The organism is Neptunicella sp., assembly GCF_048268085.1.
Taxonomy (GTDB): Bacteria; Pseudomonadota; Gammaproteobacteria; order Enterobacterales; family Alteromonadaceae; genus Neptunicella.
The window spans coordinates 129,196-146,669 of sequence record NZ_JBLWWF010000005.1 but is presented as its reverse complement, the minus strand read 5'-3'; the positions used below and the strand labels follow the sequence as shown (position 1 = coordinate 146,669).

Sequence of the window (17,474 nt, the reverse complement as noted above, 5' to 3'; positions counted from 1 at the left end):
TTGCATTAATCAAAAAAGTGTTCCATTTCAGGCAACCAGGTAAGGTAGTTTTTTGCATGCCCTTTAGACCGATGATGAATAGGTTCTTGTACCTGCGCCGCACTGGCAGAGCCAACAGCAGCCAGATTTTTATGAATATCAACACAATGTGCTTGCCACTTTAGTCCGCAAAATTCCAACAAGTCTTTAGCCTGAGTTTGTGGCTGACTAACCAGTTCTTCATAGCTGACCAGCGTCACGCGCTGTGGAAAATGCGCTGCTAGCCACAACGCGAGTTCACGAAATATTTTTATATAACGCGCACAGGAGACTAAATCCAGTGTATAGGTATAAGTCCCACTGCCATATTCAAATACCTGACGATAATTACCTATCAGGGTATCCAGCGGATCGCGAAGCAAGCATACTATTTTGGCCTGTGGCAGCGCTTTGAGAATGGCTCCCGCCCAAAAAATATTAAGCGGTAGTTTATCCACAAAGTAACGCGAACCATTGTGCAGGTAAGCGGTAGATTGCAGATACTGATGGCCAATCTGTGCAAAATCGCTGTTTAGCCATTGCTCATCCAGCGATTGAGCATCAAATAATGCTGTGTATTGCGTTTTTCCCTGCGCTTTGGCAGCCAGACTAAACTGCAAACGTTCACCACAGCTGACCACTTCGCTGTGATTGGTCAATATACGTTCCACCACAGTAGTACCACTTCTTGGCATACCGGTAACGAAAATCGGGCTTTGCTGCTGTGCAGGCTCACTTTCAGTTTGTTGAGGTATACTGTCGATATATTTTTGATAAACGTTTTTGATTGCCGCCGCATTATCCACACAAAATGTAGCAGTATGCGGGCAAACTCTGCGCAGTTTGGTTTTGCCAGTTTCTAACGCCGTTAGGGATTGCTGATACTGTCCCAAATCGTCCCATTCCTTGGCCAGACTATGATATAAGTTAATCGCCGCCCAGGGATTACGGGTATTTTTGATTAGTTTTTCTATTTGCTGAGTGTGATTGGATTGCTCAGTAGCCTTACGGGCTTTACTTAATCCAGCATACGCCATGGCATAGCCTGGAAAGGTTTGAATGCTTTGGTGATAGGCATCCACTGCCTGCGGAATCTGACCGGACAAGGTGTGCGCCATACCCAGATCGTAGTAAATACTTTCGCTGTTCTCGCCCTGCTGAACAGCCTTGGAGTAGGCTTGTGCGCTTAATTTGTACAGGCCAATTGCATGAAACAATTTACCGCAATTTCGCAAATCTGTACTGCTGGCGGCTGGATTCTGTAGCACCTTCATTGCTGAGCTTTGTGCCTGCGTAAATTGACTTACGGCGAGTTGTGCAAAGGCGATACGCACTAAAATTTGCGGATATTGCGAGGATAAATCGATAACTTCCATCAAACAGTCGAGTTGCTGCTGATGCCAGCCTTTTAGTTCAAATATCTGAGATTGCAGTAAGTGAACTTCAATATTGTCAGCGTTAGCGTTAGCCAGTTGCTCTAAAATAGCATCAGCCTGAACCAGTTGCCTGTTGGCCAGATATTGTTTGGCCTGCTCTATTTGCTGTTGTTGGTCATTAGCGGTTAACGGCATCTGGCTACACTCACGCCTGCAAACGCCCCAGTTGTGGATCGTTAATCGCTTCATGGGGGATCACAAAATCAAAAATAACATGATAACGAGCAAATTGGCTGGCATTTTTAACACTGTGGGCGCATCGATTGTTTACTTCCCACAATTCTCCCGCTGGCAAGGTTTTATTTTCATCATCGATACAAAAAGATACCGCTTCATTGGTGATAACCGGCCAGTGAATACGGTGTGCTCGGCTTAGTGAATAGCCGTGATCGGTATGCGATTTGATTTCAGTACCTGCGGCAAGGCGTACCAGAATGATGCGCACAAAATAGGCCTGGTTAAAACGCAGTTTTTGATAGCCTTGATGCTGCTCTTTCAGTGATCGGTAATAGTCAATAATGCTCTGCATTGCTGGCTCCAGCCACTGGGAAAATTCGGCAAGTTGCTTATGCACGGTGGGAAAGCGATGCCTGAAATCGGCATCAAAGATTAATGGAATCATCTGCGTGCTGGCGTGTACATCATATACATTTTGCCTGTCGGTATTTTCATCCCATACAGAATCAGGCATAGCCGCAATGTATTCTGCCAACGCTGAACAGTCGGCTTGTCCTATTTTTCTATATCTGCCTTCAAAGTACATTTGCCACCTGTAAAACAAAGCGCCCTGTATTGGCAGGGCGCCTGATTTCTACCACTTTCCAGATAAACCTAATACATAGCGCTTACCAAAATTGCTGTAGTCCACAAACAGATTTTCAAATCGGCCGTGGCGACGCAGTGTTTCTCCGGTTAGGTTAACACCTTCTACAAACACAGTAATACCATCAAATAGGGCGTAACTTACCCTGGCATCCAGTTGCTCATAGTCAGCGGCAAATACAGGTTCGGAAAACTCTTCACCGAATACATAACCGCTGGCGTATTGTGCATTAGCCAAAAACTTTTTGCGTTTGTTATAGGCTAAACGGGCTCCCAGTGGACCATCTTCATAAAAGACCACGACATTAGTGGTATCCCCTAAGCCGGGTAATGCCGGTTTGGTTTCATCAAAAGAGGTGCCGTCAAACTCGGTATCTGTATTAACAAAGGTATGATTGGCCTGATAGCCCAGACCATTATCAAATACCTGAGTAAGATTGACCGATATACCTGATACTTCAATGTTTTCAGCATTTGATGGCATCGTAATTTGGAAAGTATTGTAGGCACTGTTGGCAATAGAATCGACTACAACGTTATTCTCGGTACGTCTAACAATATAGTCATCTATGCGTTTTTTATACGCCGCGATAGACGCCATGCTGCCTGTTGCAAAATACCATTCCAGTGATGCATCCAGATTGAATGACATATAAGGTGTTAACTCGCTATTATTTGAGCGAGCCACCCGCAAGTCAGCATTCATGGTTCCCGGAATAAATTTAGGGGCCATATCTTCCAGAAAGGGGCGTGTCATGGATTTGGAGGCGGCCATCCGCAACACGACATCATCGGTCAGTTCCAGTTTTAAGTTGGCTGACGGCAGCAGATTATCGTAACTGTTGGACAAGGCTTGCCGGGTTAACCCATCAGGACCATCTGGATCGGCATATAACGGCACCAGACAGGTTTGTTGTGGATTAAAATCACAGGGCGTTTCCGATAAATCATTGATAACGCGAGAATAACCTACCGCATCTAAATCGGTTTTGGTATATCTGACACCGGCGGTAAATTGCCCGTAAATACTGCCAACTTCAAAGTTATAGGCGCCTTCCAGATAATAGGAAGATACTTTTTCTTTTACTGAAAATGCATCACCGGTCAGTGCCGCACCAAACCCGCCGTTATCCAGAAACGCCTGATAATTGCGTAAGGTGTTGGCACCTCTGCGCGGATCGGAGCCATACTGCTCAGCAACGCTTTGGGCAAACTGCGGATCATTAATCAATGCATTAAATGCATCCAGATCAATCAGGAAAATATCGTTATTTGAACTACCAGGCTGACCCAGTTTAGTCGAGTCCACCTGCATAATACCGTCACTGATTTGCTCAAAACCTCCCTCCGGGAAGGGGGTTCCTGTTGACGTTGACTGGTGGTACAACGTCTGTACAAAGTCCGGTGTTTCATAAGTATCGCTGCTTTTTTCTGCGCTTTCGTAGGCAAAACCGGTGCGTACTGTCAGATCCTTAAAGCTGTTGATCACAAAATCGACTTTGAGATCAACGTTTTCGGCATCCACATCATCACCATAGTCAAACTGGCGCCTCACCCGCAAATTCTGGGCATTTTCAGGCTTTGCAAGGAATGAATCCGGTGTTTGGGTGATAAAAGGTACATCCTGGCTTAGGTCAATGACGATAGTTTCACCATTGATTACTTCCAGACTTCGGCGCGAATTGAGACCCGGATTTTTATCTTTGGCCTTTGACCATGCTGCGTCAAAATTCATCTTTATGTCATCACTGAGGACGTAACTGACATTGGCACCCAGCATTTGGGTAGTCGTGTCACGGAAATCATCCAATCTGTTATAAGCCTGTCCTGTTCCCCAGGAAATACCATTGGAAATGCGGGTAAATACGCCATTTTCATCCACTTCGGTCTGTGAAATATCAGTCAGCATATCGCTTTCTGAAGGCATACCAAACTGACCACCGGCATAAGATGATGGCGCATAGACCGCTCCAATCCAGTTACTAACCTGATTGGTAGTCGATTGCACTTTAAATTTGGAATACAGATAGTCGAGGGTGACATCCAGATTATTATTCGGACGGAACTGCAAAACTCCGCTGATACCCAGACGATCACGGTCTTCGTCTTTAACATTACGGCTAATTTCGACTGGCCGATACACTGCATCGTAATCCAGATTGGTATAAGCCACATAAGCATAAGCTGACTTATAACTACTTAGAAACGTACCTTGAGTACGAATACCACTAGAGTTCGTCTGATAAACGCGGTTTTTTCTCGATTGCAGCGACACTGCTAATAAAGCACCAATTGTACGATCTGCAAAGGTATTACTAATAAGAAAAGACCCCTGTGGTGTGGTTTTTTCAGCTTCGGCTTCATACCCTGCCTTGATCGAGCCTCTGATTTGTAAACCGTCATACGATAAGGGGCGAGCGGTAATCGCGCTAACGGTTCCACCAAGCCCACCTTCGCTCAAGGAAGCATTCTGGGTTTTATAAACTTTTAACTCACTAACCAGTTCTGCTGCAATGGTATCAAAACTGAATGCGCGAGTTGACTCGGTACTGGCAACATGCCGTCCGTTTAATAAAACGGAATTAAATTCCGGCCCCAAACCACGAATGGTCACAAAGCGCCCTTCACCTGAATCCCTGTCGATGGATACTTCAGGTATTCGTTGCAACGCTTCGGCCAGGTTTGCATCGGGAAATTTACCGATATCTTCGGCAGATATTGCATCAACGATAACGTCTGAATTACGTTTCACTTCTAAACCCGCTATCACACCGCCACGGATCCCCTGAATCTGAATAACTTCAACATCACTGGGATCGGTTGTGTCTTGCGTCGCGTCCTGAGCAAACACTGCTCCAATATGAGCGAGTAAAATCCCGCTTATTGCTGCAGCGACTCTGGTGGGCCGGCTTAAGGGAGTGCTAGTGATTGCTGTGTGTTTCACGTATTTCTCCTTTTTTATAATAATTTAGCTTTTATTTCATTTGGTTTTATTTAAACCGTATTCGAAAGATAAAACATCACCCTATTGCAGGTATCGCTGCACAAAAACCGGATAGCTTCAATACGAATTAAACGACACTTTTTCCAGTTTAATCAACTAAGTAACGTTGAAATCAATTTAATTACGCATTAATCAGGCTTACGAACCTATTACCTCGCAATGTTAGAAAATATAACCATACGCTTAACTCAAAAGCAACATAAATTTCATTTAATGTATTTTTTGATCTTAAAAACTTAATATTAGGTTGAATTAAGTTTCATTTTATTTCATTGTATGGGTCAAATAATTGTCCTTAAACGTAAACAGCCACTATGGCAGGAGTGCATTAATGATTTCTTTGACAGACAGAATTAAAAAACACAAAGCAGGTGAAGGTGGCGGGATCTATTCCGTTTGCTCAGCCAACAAACTGGTACTTAAAGCCGCTATGCTGCATGCAAAACAAAACAATGAGCAACTCTTAATTGAATCTACCTCCAATCAGGTAAATCAGGATGGCGGCTATACCAGCATGACACCAGCGGATTTTCGTGAATATGTGCACGAATTGGCGCATGAAACAGAATTTCCGCTACAGCAACTGATTTTTGGTGGTGATCATTTAGGTCCAAATTGCTGGCAGCATCTCAGTGCCGAAGAGGCGATGGCGAAATCAGATGTGCTGATAGCGGAATATGTCAAAGCTGGATACAGCAAAATTCATCTGGATTGCTCTATGTCCTGTGCAGACGACCCCGTTCCTCTATCTGATCATCAGGTCGCCACGCGAGCGGCCAGATTGTGCAAAGTAGCGGAACAAGCCAGTATTCAGGCAGACTTGCCACCGCCTGTTTACGTAATAGGCACTGAAGTCCCTGTTCCGGGCGGCAGTAATGATGATGAAGAAGTACTACAGGTCACTGCGGTAGATGCTGCAACGCAAACACTGGTTATTCATAAAGAGGCTTTTGCCGAAGCACAGTTAACAGAAGTATGGCCGCGCATCATAGGTTTGGTAGTGCAGCCGGGAGTCGAGTTTGGTGCTCACTCTATTCATCACTATCAAGCTGATAAGGCTCAGGCATTAAGCAAAATGCTGGATACCGAAGCGGATATGGTTTTTGAAGCCCATTCTACCGATTATCAGAGCGCCGAAAACCTGCAGCAGCTGGTACGGGATCATTTTGCTATTCTGAAAGTCGGTCCCTGGCTTACCTTTGCCATGCGTGAAGCGATTTTTGCTCTGGCCTCGATTGAACAGGTTTTGTGTGGTGCTGATGTATGTAGCGACATTCAAAACATATTGTTGGATAGCATGCAAAAAAATCCCGGTCATTGGCAAAAGTACTATTCACAGCAGCAACCTCAGCAGAAAATAGACTGCCTGTTCAGTCTTAGTGACCGTATTCGTTACTACTGGCTGGAACAACCGGTTCAGCGAGCGCTTGCCATCTTGTTTGAAAACCTGACTAAACAAGCTATTCCGCTGACATTAGTCAGTCAATTTTTCCCTGAACAATTTGATGCAGTCAATCAGGGGGAATTGCAGCCAACACCTGAAGCGCTAGTTATTGCAAAAGTCAGGCTGGTGCTGCAAAAGTATTCGCTGGCGTGTCAATGAAATTAAATGAAAGCAAAACTGATTTAGTAATGTGGCTTTAACAACCAGTAAAACTGTACCGTTGTCTGTAACAATACGTATTCTTGTTACAGACCAGTCCAGATTCGGTACAGCATCCAGCCAGACATTTATTGGTTTTGTATATAGAGAAAATGTAATGATTAAGGTTTTATTTGGCGAAGTTTCAATTGCATCGCTTTAGCTTAAAGAACTACAATTCCTTACACATTAAAGATTAAATGAAATTTCAAGGGAATAACGTGCGCGATACCAGCCATCGACGAGATAAAATTGCCACCATGCTCAGGGAAAAAGGCAGTGTGCAAGTTAATGAATTGATACAGATGTTTTCTGTATCAGGAGTGACCATACGCAAGGATCTGCAATTCCTGGAAAAGCAGGGTATAGCCACTAGAGCCTATGGTGGTGCCATGTTGTCGATGAGCAACGTGTTTGCTATTGAATCACCTTTTGAACGAAAAAAAGACATCAATACCTCTGCCAAAATTAACATAGGTAAAATTGCGTCAGATCTGATACATAATGGTGACTCAATTATCCTCGATGCTGGTTCAACTACATTGCAAGTTGCAGCCAATCTGGCAGAAAAAGAAGATCTCACTGTCGTCACCAATTGCCACAACATCATTACAGAGCTTACCCCCTATAAACAGATTGAAGTGATTTCACTGGGGGGCACGTTGCGCCGCAAAAGTAATTCTTTTTACGGCAAAAGTGCAGAACACGCCCTACAAAGGCTGCATGTAGACAAGTTGTTTCTTGGGGTGGATGGGTTTCATATGGAGCGGGGGATCACCACACACTTTGAAGCGGAAGCCGAGTTAAACCGTGTAATGTGTTCTATTTCCAGCGAAGTGATAGTGGTTACTGACTCTTCCAAATTCGGTAATATTTGCCTACATAAAATTCTCGAACCAAAGAATGTCACCAAAGTGGTTACCGACAATGCCATACAGCCAGAATATCTAGAAGGCTTAAAAAAATTGGGTATTGAAACCATAGTTGTTTAGTTCACGGCGTCTATACTTAATCTGACTCCGGTATCTTAAATCTTGTGCGGCAGCGGAAGGCAGCTTAAATTAAGCTGCCTTTTTTATTTGTCGGGGCATCTGGAACAGCTTTATCCACAATGCATTCTGATATAGCCTAGAAACGATGAATTACCTTGCTCATTTGTTTCTGGCCCAGCCTAATCCCGATTCCCACACGGGTAATTTACTTGGTGACTTTTGCCGCGGTGTGGATATATCCGTATATTCCGAACCGGTGTTAGCGGGTCTAACCAATCATCGGTTGGTCGATAAATTTACCGATACGCATCCGCTGATAAAACAGGCCAGACAGAAGTTTAGTCCTGAATATCGCCGTTTTGCCGGTATTGCATTGGACGTATTGTTTGATCACTTTCTTATTTTGCACTGGGAACAATACAGTCAAACTAAATTTGACCAGTTTTGCCATCAGGCTTATCGAAGACTGGAACAGCGTTTGCCGATTATGCCCCCTAAAATGCAAAATGTGGTCGGTAGTATGATTGAGCACCAATGGTTGGCTCATTATCAAAAGCTGGAGGGCGTGGCCGGAGCGCTGGACAGTATTGCCAAACGTATTCGTTTTACCAATGCGTTTACTGGTAGTATTGCAGACATAGAGAACAACTACACTGAGCTTGAGCAGTGTTTTCGATTGTTTTTCCCCGAACTTGTTTTGAATGTTAACCAGCACGGGGTGGAGCAGGGGTTGTAAGATAAGATTGGTAAACAAATCATCAATAGGTTAATTTTCTATATGCAATGGTTTCTAATCGGGTTTAAGCAATGACAATCCACAGTACAGACTCTTTTGACAGTGGTAAATTCAGTCTGCATGGCAGTATTGAATTTTTTGTTAGTGAGGACGGAATTGTTCATTACTCAGCCAAAGGACCTTTCAACGAAGAGTTAATTGTTGCACTGTTTTCAATTCGTGAAGATAAATTAGCAGAGGTTTATAAAACCTATCCCAATTGGTGTGAATTAGTTGAGTTTCAGGAATCTTGTCTAGCGACACAGGCCTTATTGAGTAAATTCACTATATTTCTGCAATCTATGAAAGGCACGCATCTCGAGCCCTCTGCCACAGCGTTTATAATCGCCCCAGAAATTGAAGGGCGAAATATTATGCTGGGTCTGTATCCGCTTTGTTACGAAGCTGCAGATATACCTTTTAAAATATTTGAAACCGAAGCGGAAGCGCGTAGCTGGCTAGCAGAAAAGACGGGCTAAAACTTATTGATTTTAGTGCTTGCAAAATGTGGTGTGTGAAATGGCGCACCCGAGAGGATTCGAACCTCTGACCTCTGCCTCCGGAGAGCACTTTTTAACAATATGCTTAATTGTGACCAACCGGGGTTAAACGTAACCAATTGGTTTATAAGCATTTAATAAAATAATGAGCAAAGGTCATTTGGCGACATTTAACCACTTTGGTCACAGTTACGTCACAAATAGCTTTATCCATTTTGGCTATTTTAACCAAATAATTAGCGGTTCCTTATCTGTTTTTAAGCCATGTTCATGCCAATATCAAGTTTATATTGCGACTTAATTGGCATTGAGCACGGTAGAGAAGTCTTTAATTTTGTTGATTTTTGTATGGTTATATTCCGCCAAAATTTATGCCAGCCTTTTTTAGTGTGGCCCAAAAGGATTCAAGCGCGGGGCATATTTTTGGTGAAATAACACCAATTCAGTATACCCTAAAAGGGATAAAATTGACATTATCCTCTAGTGGGTATAATGTTGACTTTATCCCTTCGTGGGGATACTCAATGAGGCAATCAAAATATGATATTCAGTCCAAAGCAACTTTCAGATCATCTTAAGCTGATCAGGACCCAAAATAATTGGTCACAAGCTGAAGTTGCCAAACGAGTTGGTGTAAAACAAAGCACAATTTCAAATTTTGAAAACGCCCCTGGGCGATGCCAATTGCAGACATTATTCAAAATCCTGCAAGCCTTAAACGTGACAATTCAAGTCTGCTCTAATCAAAAAGTCACTCATCAACAGCAAGCGCCGCAGGATGAGGATTGGTAAGTGGCTACACTGCAACTTTATCTAAATGATACGCATATTGGTGAACTTATCATGCGCGCAGATGGTGCACATCAATTACACTACGTATCATCATGGTTAACTGACAACAAAGCCCGACCTTTGTCGCTGTCGTTGCCGTTACAAAAAGGGCGCATTACGTCTGAGAAAGTTTATAATTACTTCGATAACCTACTACCTGACTCACAGCGAATTCGTGAACGCATAGTAAAGCGATTCAATGCAGCCTCCAGTCGCCCTTTCGACCTATTGGCGGAAATAGGCCGAGATAGTGTAGGCGCCCTCACAATATTAACAGAACCCTATCCCCAATCGACCCCGTCATTGGATTATGAAATATTAACCAATAAGCGATTAAAGGCGCTTTTGCTTGCTTACCAATCTGAAATGCCTTTGGGCATGAATGAGGAAGAAGCATTCCGAATTTCTGTTGCGGGGGCGCAAGAGAAGACCGCATTGCTCAAAATTAATGGGCAATGGTGCGTACCAAAAGGACTGACCCCGACAACGCATATTATCAAGTTACCTATTGGCCAGATAAAAGGACCAGACTTTACACTTGACCTCAGTGACAGTGTAGAAAATGAATGGCTGTGTATTGAATTAGCCAGAGAATTGGGATTTTCCGTTCCAAAGGTAAATATTATTGTAGTTGATGATGTCAAAGCCCTTGCCGTTGAGCGTTTTGATCGCCGGTGGACGACACATAAGAGCAAAATCCTGCGACTACCTCAGGAAGACATGTGTCAAGCATTCGGGCTGCCGCCAGCAATTAAATATGAAGCTGAAGGTGGGCCGGGCATTGAAAAAATTATGACATTACTGATGGGTTCCAGTAACGCACTTGCAGACCGTGATGCATTTATGCGATTTCAGGTCTTTCAGTGGTTGATAGGCGCTACAGATGGTCATGCGAAAAACTTTTCCATTTATTTGGAAGCGGGCGGTGCGTACCGGCTTACTCCCTTTTATGACATTCTCTCTGCGTATCCTGTCATTGGGGGGCAAGGATTACACCTCAGAGATTTGAGTCTGGCCATGGGGCTTACGGCGACTAAAGGTAAAAAACGCAAAATTGAACAGATATTCCCTAGGCATTTTGTCGCCACCGCAAAGACAGTCGGTTTTGACGAATCAAAAATGCAGAGCATCATGCAAGAATTTGTAAAGAACCTTCCTACAGCGATTGAAAACCTTAAAGAGCGTATGCTCCCCGAAGTCCCATTAACAATTCAAACATCAATTTTTGAAAATAGTTTAATAAAACTTGAGCGATTAAAGCGCTGAAAGTAAGTTTTCAATTATTTTTGAAAAAAATTTTTTCTTAAAAAAGTCCTTAAAAATAACATTTTTTTGTTTAATTCGTTGATTTTTATAGCTTTTATTAGAGGTTTTAAATTTGACATTTACTCCTGCAACCTCCATTAATAATGCCAGAACAGCACTTTTAGTGGGAACAGGGGATGGCTACAGTCAAAATAAAACAGGTGTCTTTACAACGCTGCAGTATACACCCAGATGCGAAAAGAGCGTTTGCTTTTACTTCAGCACTGACTTTTCAATTAGAAGCCACGTGGAGTAAAGCATTAAGCCTATCGCAGGTGTCCCCTCCGTGGGCATTGCTTGAGCCAATCAGCCGCAGCTACCTGATTTTCAACCAGTGGAAACCTCTATTGCATCATCGCAAAGGTGATGAGACGGTGCTTAAAATTGTGCATTGGGGCACACCAGAGTGCGATATTGAGGAATTAGCCTGGCGTTATGCGGCTGACCTATTTGACTCATCTCTTCACCGAGATTCTGTATTGACAAAGTTGGCACACTTTATTGACGTTGTGCCAGAGCCTGTTTATTCCAAGCTTCGCGTACTTAAAAAAAGTCGTTCACTGGAGACCCTTTGCCGGTTTTATGCTGACGAACCTCGAGCCCCGGTTCGGACAAAAGTTGAAGCGTATGCAAAGATCCGTGCGGGAAAGTGAAAATGACGGCTGTTAAGACTAAGACCGATTGTGCAATTTCAAATGACGTTCAGTCTAAAAACAGTAAGTCTGACGTGATGAAGCTCGGGCGCATCTTGCGCTCGGTCGCTCGATCCGAAAAGCAAAATGTCTGTGATTACGAGATTCTGACGGATCATGAAGTTTACTGTTTGTTGAAACATGCAGAACATTTGCCAGTTACTGCTGCAACATTGGTCATGCTCAGCCTGATATTGGGTAGAACGATTGCTAACCTTCTTGATGCAAACACCTGCCTGGCTTTACCCCCCCGAAACAGTCAGAAATCAGGCTTCGGATTTATCGTGGTTGATAGAGCCTATGCAAGCGAACATTTGCTCGACAGTGATGAGAATAGTAATACTTCGAGTAAGGGATATATTCCTATCCCGGCCGAATTGACAGAAGCGTTTACTGAAATCAAGAAGGCTCAACTAAACGATGAAGCAAGCAGTAATATCGTTTCTTCTGTAAGAGAATGTCTTACACAAATCAACCGCGGAGAAAATACAAGACTATCGCCGGCTAGGGTAACTAGACACCTACGTGCGTATTGTGCCCACCACGGGATTTCTGAGGTGTGCTACGCAGCTGTAGCCGGAAAGGAGCTGGAATTTCATGCAGGAATTCACTACACCTCTCACGAAAACTCACAAATCTTAGCGCTGCTAACAAAGTACTGTGGCTATTTGCATTCGCTTTATCCAAAGCAGCGATTTACGTTTCCTGAAGCGACAGAAAGCAAACGTTGGGGAAGCCATCGAGTACCCTCTAAAGAAAAAGTAGCCGCATATTTCAGCACACTTAACATGCTAGCTAAAGAGAGCATGGTAAGACTGGATATCATTGACGCCGCCAATTACTACCTCGCCTATACAGTTGGCGTACTTCAACTTGCAACCGGACACCGGCCGGAGCACGATGCGTTTGGCTGTTTAACCGCATTTGATATGAAAAATGGTTTCGTCTTTATCGATGATAAAAAGTCAGGCCATAATCACCGACGAATCACGAAGTTGCCGAAAGTTGCACAGCAACAACTGCTTAATTTCCTGCAGCACATTCAGCTTCTCAATAAGAGAACTGAGTTTCTATACCCAGAGATTGCCAAGGGAACTAACCAGATACTTTGTGGGAAAACGCCTTTGTTGTGTTACATCGAGGAAGAGGCGTTTAAAGCAGTGTCTCCATTGCTACCACCAAAGGGACGACTTCCTGAATTACCAGGTGAAAATAACTACTACAGACATCTGTTACGTACGCATTTTGAAAAAGTCGGTCTTGCAACTGATTTGGTCGACTGGTTCATGGGGCATGAAGCTAAGGCGGATCATTCATTTGGGCGCTTTGCCGCTCTGGAAAATGATGATTCTGATGAAATTGCATCATCAGTTGACATACTGCTTGACGAACTTGGGATATCAGCACAGATAAGCCCTTTGGCAGGGTACTAAGGTGAATGCATTTATCGGTGAGCAAACAAAAGCAATAACACCTGTATGTGTGAATGTGCAGGCGTTTAGTCGCAGTATTGAGCTTGAGACGGCAAAGGACGTTTTGATTAAGAGAATCGAAACCGGAGATTTAGCTAATGGCAAGCTCTCTCCTGCAGAATTAAACTTGACACTGTTTATGTTTTTTACCGCCGTAAGTAGTCTCATCTGTAATCCAGTGATCCTCACCGCAATCTTTGAGCGAGCCATTTCTAGCACGCAAGAGCTTTATGAGAATGGTGAGCGCTTTCACATTGACATAAATCAGAAATTAGAGGGAATGGGCAGCAACTCTAATGATGGTGAAAAACGTACAACGCTTCACCGCTGTTATTTGGAGTCCCTTGCGTTGTCTTCCCTTCATCGGTTACTGACCGGTAAAAAATGCACGGACATAGAGAGTAATGAAGAAAAATTACTGTCATTACTCAACGCATTGCTATTAACGTGTAATTGTCACCCCTTCAAAACCGTAAAACTATTTTGTTCAGCAGCAGTAGAGATGCAAAGAAGAACCGATGGCGTCTCGATACCAATATTCTTGGCAGAATTTGCAACTGGTAATAACCCCGCTCATGCAGTTCCTTTGGTGTCATTACATGCCCTTCATAATCAACTGACTAAAGCAGAGTTTACTATCAGAACGTTGGAACATATCCCTCAAGGTAATAAATGCTCAGAGATTATTACAAAACGCGTCCTTAATTCTGGCGATTCAGAAGAGATTAATATTGATGATTTATGTTTGCGTTTGAGAGGAATGTTGAAGGTAAACCGGGATGCTCACCAACCTACTGAGGTAAAGAAACTCATTGAGTATTTAGAACATCGGCTTAGTCAACTGACATCCCTGCCTTTTTCGGCGATCTTGTTACTTTCATGGTTCATCCACAGTCTTCGTGAAAAAAAGTGGATACACGCGGAAACCCCACGCAAGTATTTGAATACAATTGGGAGAAGCTGGCTTAAATTTACAACAAACATTGATCTTAGCCTCTTGGATGGTGCTGAAATGGATGTACTTTGCCAAGCGATCATAGAGGACAATTATGTATCGTCTGACGCCCCCTACCGACTCCGTGATCTTATTCAATATACTGTCAGCCATTTTGATATAAATGCCCCGGATGATCCTTTCTACACCGTTTCTGACTGTAACAAATATGTACAGACAACCATTATTCCCGATCATGTGATCCGTCAGGTTGGCTGTGAGCTACGACGAAGCAATGATCACCGATGCAAGCACTTCAGGGATACAATGAATGCTATGTATCTAGTGTTATCCAGACTTGGTCTGCGACCTACCGAAGTAACTCGCCTGTATATAAAGGACATAGAAGTGTCGCAAGATGGATGGGTCTTTGTGCGTCCTCACATGGGATTTCGACTCAAAAATCTTCAATCAAAAAGAAAAGTGCCATCTGTTGCGCTTTTTAAGCCTGACGAAGCAAAGGCTTTTCAAAGCTTTGTTGCATATAGACGGCAACAGTTGGGCGAGACCAGTGATCACTATTTATTTTCTGTAACTGAGTTTACCAATCAAGCATTCACAACTGCTGATTTAGAGGAACACATAGGCAGTTTAGTTTCCCAGTACATGAGGACCCATGTGCCGGTCTATCAGTTTCGTCATACTTGCGCGACAAACCTGATATTGATTGTGTTTGGGTCTGATAAATTGATCGAACAATATACGCCCTACAATACCGAGCAGGCGCGTAATATTAAACTTGCAATCATCGGTAAGGTGAGACGTGACAAACTATGGGCAATTGCGCATTTTATGGGTCATCAGACGCCGAGAGTGACACTGTTTTCTTATGCCCACAGCCTGGATCTTTTACTGCATGAGAGACTCAGCCAGGTTCCTCAGCGTTATACGCCACAATTTTGGTTGAATCTTTCAGGCTTGCCGGCCCGAGCTATCAAAGAATTGTCAATAAAAGCTATTTCAGATTCACACAACAAGGATGGGACGCTGTCTGTCACTGATATCTATCCGTTATTGGCACGCAAGATGCGCAAATTTACCAGTAATGCATCGGTAACAGACAGACGGAAACCTCAGGATGAAGTAATAGCACAAAGTACGGTATCTCCCGACATGATTCAATGCTTCAATGTATTGCAAAAGCTCGATTCCGGAAAAAGACTGATTGATTTACAGTTAGATTCGCTGATTGATGACCACACTATTGAAGCCTGGATAACGGCGGCTCGTACCATCGCTTCATCTTATCTGACCCAGAGTAAAAATCCACGACTAGTCGATTCAGAAGGAAAAGTCTGTCCTCGCCTTCGCAAGTGGGATTTGCAGCACTTGAATACCTTCAGAGAAACGTTCCGGCATGTATTTAAAAGTCAACGGAGTGAAGTATTGTGGTGTATTGAGTACACCTTATCAAGCATCACCAAAGGCAAAACTTATATCCCATTTAGAGCCGCCAGTGATTATCTGCGTTTTATGCAGGTCATGTTAAAAGTAGTTAAAGATGGCTATTGGCAATTAACCTTGGTCGGCAACAGTTCTTCACTTGCCAATACGAGCACGTGGGCAAAATTTACAGAAGTCAATGTAATGATTAAAACGACTGACTCGGAAAAAGGGGTCATAGGTCAATTGAAATACTTTACTCCGGAAAAAGGTAAAGGTTCCCAAAGAGAGAGTTCTCGCTCAATCCACTGCTTGTTGCATCTTGCAAAGATCATGATCGATGCAGAGGGATTGAGAAAAGCGCTTTCTCAATCGGCAAACGCTACTCAATTATCGCCCCCAAAACCTAATTAGCAAGGAGATAGAAAAGATGGGTATTTATAAATGGACAAAGGAAAAAGACGCATACCTGAAAGAAGCATGGTTCAATATGCGCGTAATTGATATTGCAGAAAAACTGGGTTTTTCCAGAGATGCAATATTACGTCGTGCCAGAAAGTTGGAGTTGATGAAGAAGCCCACGGGTAAAAATCGACCGCAATACTACGATTGGACCGACGAGCAAGATTTCATTTTGACCAAACATTACAAGACTCTAAGCAATGACGAAATGGCTAGAATGCTGGGAATGTCAGTTCAGGCAGTGATGCGCCGCATGCGAAAGCTTGGACTATCGCGCGGTAACGATGGTACCCCTCATTATCAATGGACTGACGACAGAGTCGCGACGTTACTGACCCTGTTTGGCCAGGGAGTAACTCAACGAAAGATAGCTGCCCAGCTAGGAGTATCTTTAGCCGCAGTAAAGAGAAAAATCTACTCACTGGAATTATCTAAAACCCACAATGACAACCAGCAAAAAGGTTTTTGATCAAAATAAATACAGTTTGGGTAACAATTCAGTCCTCAAACATTGCGAATCTATTAAGTAGAAATTCTGACCAATTGCGATGGATATGGGGCGACAAGTTCCTGACAACCCAGAATAGTCAAGTTATTAGGCAGTATTGTTTTTTCATCAATGAGTTTTAATTCAAGGGTTTCTCGTAACACGCAATCGTTATGTATATACAATGGTAAGTAGTGGTGTCTGTAATGACAGCAGCTTTTCGCTACTCGGCCAGAAGCGAGTATCCACCTTAGTAATTCGTACGTTAGACCTGGCATATCTGGTGTTACACAGAGTAAATTGTGATTTGGCTTGTGAAACATTGCACTATGTAGTCCAGATAAAATACCTTTATCAGGGTATATGTCTGGTAAATATCCAGTCTTAAATATGTTGCGGCTTACGACGATATCTGTAATTCCACACTGTGCAAGACAGCTTGTGGCATGACTAACCCCGGTATCCCATTGCGATGATTCCATCCATTCAGTGGAACATTGATAAGTCATAATAACGCCAGCAATACTCATAACGAGGCTCCTATAATAGTTGAGACACAGTTAATCATTAATTACAGTGCTATCGCTATTTACCATAGGAGGTACCTATATATATTTAAGCAAGCCTCTTTATATGGGGCTTCAGTTAAGTCAGTCTTT

General features: G+C 43.2%; 14 protein-coding genes and 1 tRNA gene. 10 read left to right on the top strand and 5 right to left on the bottom strand.

Going from position 1 to position 17,474, the window contains the following annotated elements; genetic code table 11:
* Positions 1-5: 5 nt before the first annotated feature.
* The 3 genes from ACTD55_RS05675 to ACTD55_RS05665 are packed head-to-tail and all read right to left on the bottom strand — an operon-like array spanning position 6 to position 5,220.
* On the bottom strand, positions 6-1,589 hold the full coding sequence (locus ACTD55_RS05675) for a tetratricopeptide repeat-containing sulfotransferase family protein (protein ID WP_438863344.1): 1,584 nt from the start codon (positions 1,587-1,589) through the stop codon (positions 6-8).
* Positions 1,590-1,599: 10 nt separating this feature from the next.
* The gene (locus ACTD55_RS05670; protein ID WP_438863343.1) at positions 1,600-2,217 is read right to left on the bottom strand and encodes an aspartyl/asparaginyl beta-hydroxylase domain-containing protein; all 618 of its coding nucleotides are present in this window, start codon (positions 2,215-2,217) and stop codon (positions 1,600-1,602) included.
* A 48-nt stretch (positions 2,218-2,265) separates the two neighbouring features.
* Entirely contained in the window at positions 2,266-5,220 is a 2,955-nt protein-coding gene (locus tag ACTD55_RS05665) for a TonB-dependent receptor (protein WP_438863342.1), read from the bottom strand.
* Between the two features lie 391 nt (positions 5,221-5,611).
* Between ACTD55_RS05665 and ACTD55_RS05660 the strand changes: the two genes are divergently transcribed.
* The 4 genes from ACTD55_RS05660 (at position 5,612) to ACTD55_RS05645 (ending at position 9,168) form a co-directional block, all read left to right on the top strand.
* Entirely contained in the window at positions 5,612-6,883 is a 1,272-nt protein-coding gene (locus ACTD55_RS05660; RefSeq protein WP_438863341.1) for a D-tagatose-bisphosphate aldolase, class II, non-catalytic subunit, read from the top strand.
* A gap of 239 nt (positions 6,884-7,122) precedes the next feature.
* Positions 7,123-7,914 carry a transcriptional repressor AgaR gene (gene agaR, locus ACTD55_RS05655; protein ID WP_438863340.1) on the top strand — a complete coding sequence of 264 codons (792 nt, stop codon included), beginning with the start codon at positions 7,123-7,125 and terminating at the stop codon, positions 7,912-7,914.
* 145 nt (positions 7,915-8,059) lie between these two features.
* A complete protein-coding gene (locus tag ACTD55_RS05650) occupies positions 8,060-8,650 on the top strand; it encodes an ACP phosphodiesterase (protein ID WP_438863339.1) in 591 nt (196 codons plus the stop codon).
* A 71-nt stretch (positions 8,651-8,721) separates the two neighbouring features.
* Entirely contained in the window at positions 8,722-9,168 is a 447-nt protein-coding gene (locus ACTD55_RS05645; RefSeq protein WP_438863338.1) for a hypothetical protein, read from the top strand.
* 41 nt (positions 9,169-9,209) lie between these two features.
* Here the strand turns inward: ACTD55_RS05645 and ACTD55_RS05640 are convergent.
* Positions 9,210-9,274 (bottom strand) — tRNA-Ser (locus ACTD55_RS05640).
* A gap of 455 nt (positions 9,275-9,729) precedes the next feature.
* Between ACTD55_RS05640 and hipB the strand changes: the two genes are divergently transcribed.
* The 6 genes from hipB to ACTD55_RS05610 all read left to right on the top strand — a co-directional run bounded on the left by hipB (position 9,730) and on the right by ACTD55_RS05610 (position 16,797).
* Positions 9,730-9,981 carry a type II toxin-antitoxin system antitoxin HipB gene (gene hipB / locus ACTD55_RS05635; protein WP_438863337.1) on the top strand — a complete coding sequence of 84 codons (252 nt, stop codon included), beginning with the start codon at positions 9,730-9,732 and terminating at the stop codon, positions 9,979-9,981.
* Positions 9,982-11,286 carry a type II toxin-antitoxin system HipA family toxin gene (locus ACTD55_RS05630; protein WP_438863336.1) on the top strand — a complete coding sequence of 435 codons (1,305 nt, stop codon included), beginning with the start codon at positions 9,982-9,984 and terminating at the stop codon, positions 11,284-11,286.
* Positions 11,287-11,462: 176 nt separating this feature from the next.
* Entirely contained in the window at positions 11,463-11,978 is a 516-nt protein-coding gene (locus ACTD55_RS05625) for a hypothetical protein (RefSeq protein WP_438863335.1), read from the top strand.
* A 2-nt stretch (positions 11,979-11,980) separates the two neighbouring features.
* A complete protein-coding gene (locus ACTD55_RS05620) occupies positions 11,981-13,450 on the top strand; it encodes a hypothetical protein (protein WP_438863334.1) in 1,470 nt (489 codons plus the stop codon).
* A gap of 1 nt (position 13,451) precedes the next feature.
* A complete protein-coding gene (locus tag ACTD55_RS05615; protein WP_438863333.1) occupies positions 13,452-16,280 on the top strand; it encodes a hypothetical protein in 2,829 nt (942 codons plus the stop codon).
* Positions 16,281-16,296: 16 nt separating this feature from the next.
* Positions 16,297-16,797, top strand: coding sequence for a GcrA family cell cycle regulator (locus ACTD55_RS05610; RefSeq protein WP_438863332.1), 501 nt, complete (start codon positions 16,297-16,299; stop codon positions 16,795-16,797).
* Between the two features lie 53 nt (positions 16,798-16,850).
* Here the strand turns inward: ACTD55_RS05610 and ACTD55_RS05605 are convergent, their stop codons facing one another.
* Positions 16,851-17,297, bottom strand: a complete 447-nt coding sequence (locus ACTD55_RS05605; protein ID WP_438863420.1) for an NTP transferase domain-containing protein — start codon at positions 17,295-17,297, stop codon at positions 16,851-16,853.
* Between the last annotated feature and the right edge of the window lie 177 nt (positions 17,298-17,474).

Coding starts and splice junctions, on each gene's coding strand:
- ACTD55_RS05675 (WP_438863344.1), bottom strand. CDS start 1,589: ATGCCGTTAACCGCTAATGACCAACAACAGCAAATAGAGCAGGCCAAA.
- ACTD55_RS05670 (WP_438863343.1), bottom strand. CDS start 2,217: ATGTACTTTGAAGGCAGATATAGAAAAATAGGACAAGCCGACTGTTCA.
- ACTD55_RS05660 (WP_438863341.1), top strand. CDS start 5,612: ATGATTTCTTTGACAGACAGAATTAAAAAACACAAAGCAGGTGAAGGT.
- agaR (WP_438863340.1), top strand. CDS start 7,123: ATGAAATTTCAAGGGAATAACGTGCGCGATACCAGCCATCGACGAGAT.
- ACTD55_RS05650 (WP_438863339.1), top strand. CDS start 8,060: ATGAATTACCTTGCTCATTTGTTTCTGGCCCAGCCTAATCCCGATTCC.
- ACTD55_RS05645 (WP_438863338.1), top strand. CDS start 8,722: ATGACAATCCACAGTACAGACTCTTTTGACAGTGGTAAATTCAGTCTG.
- hipB (WP_438863337.1), top strand. CDS start 9,730: ATGATATTCAGTCCAAAGCAACTTTCAGATCATCTTAAGCTGATCAGG.
- ACTD55_RS05625 (WP_438863335.1), top strand. CDS start 11,463: ATGGCTACAGTCAAAATAAAACAGGTGTCTTTACAACGCTGCAGTATA.
- ACTD55_RS05620 (WP_438863334.1), top strand. CDS start 11,981: ATGACGGCTGTTAAGACTAAGACCGATTGTGCAATTTCAAATGACGTT.
- ACTD55_RS05610 (WP_438863332.1), top strand. CDS start 16,297: ATGGGTATTTATAAATGGACAAAGGAAAAAGACGCATACCTGAAAGAA.
- ACTD55_RS05605 (WP_438863420.1), bottom strand. CDS start 17,297: ATGGAATCATCGCAATGGGATACCGGGGTTAGTCATGCCACAAGCTGT.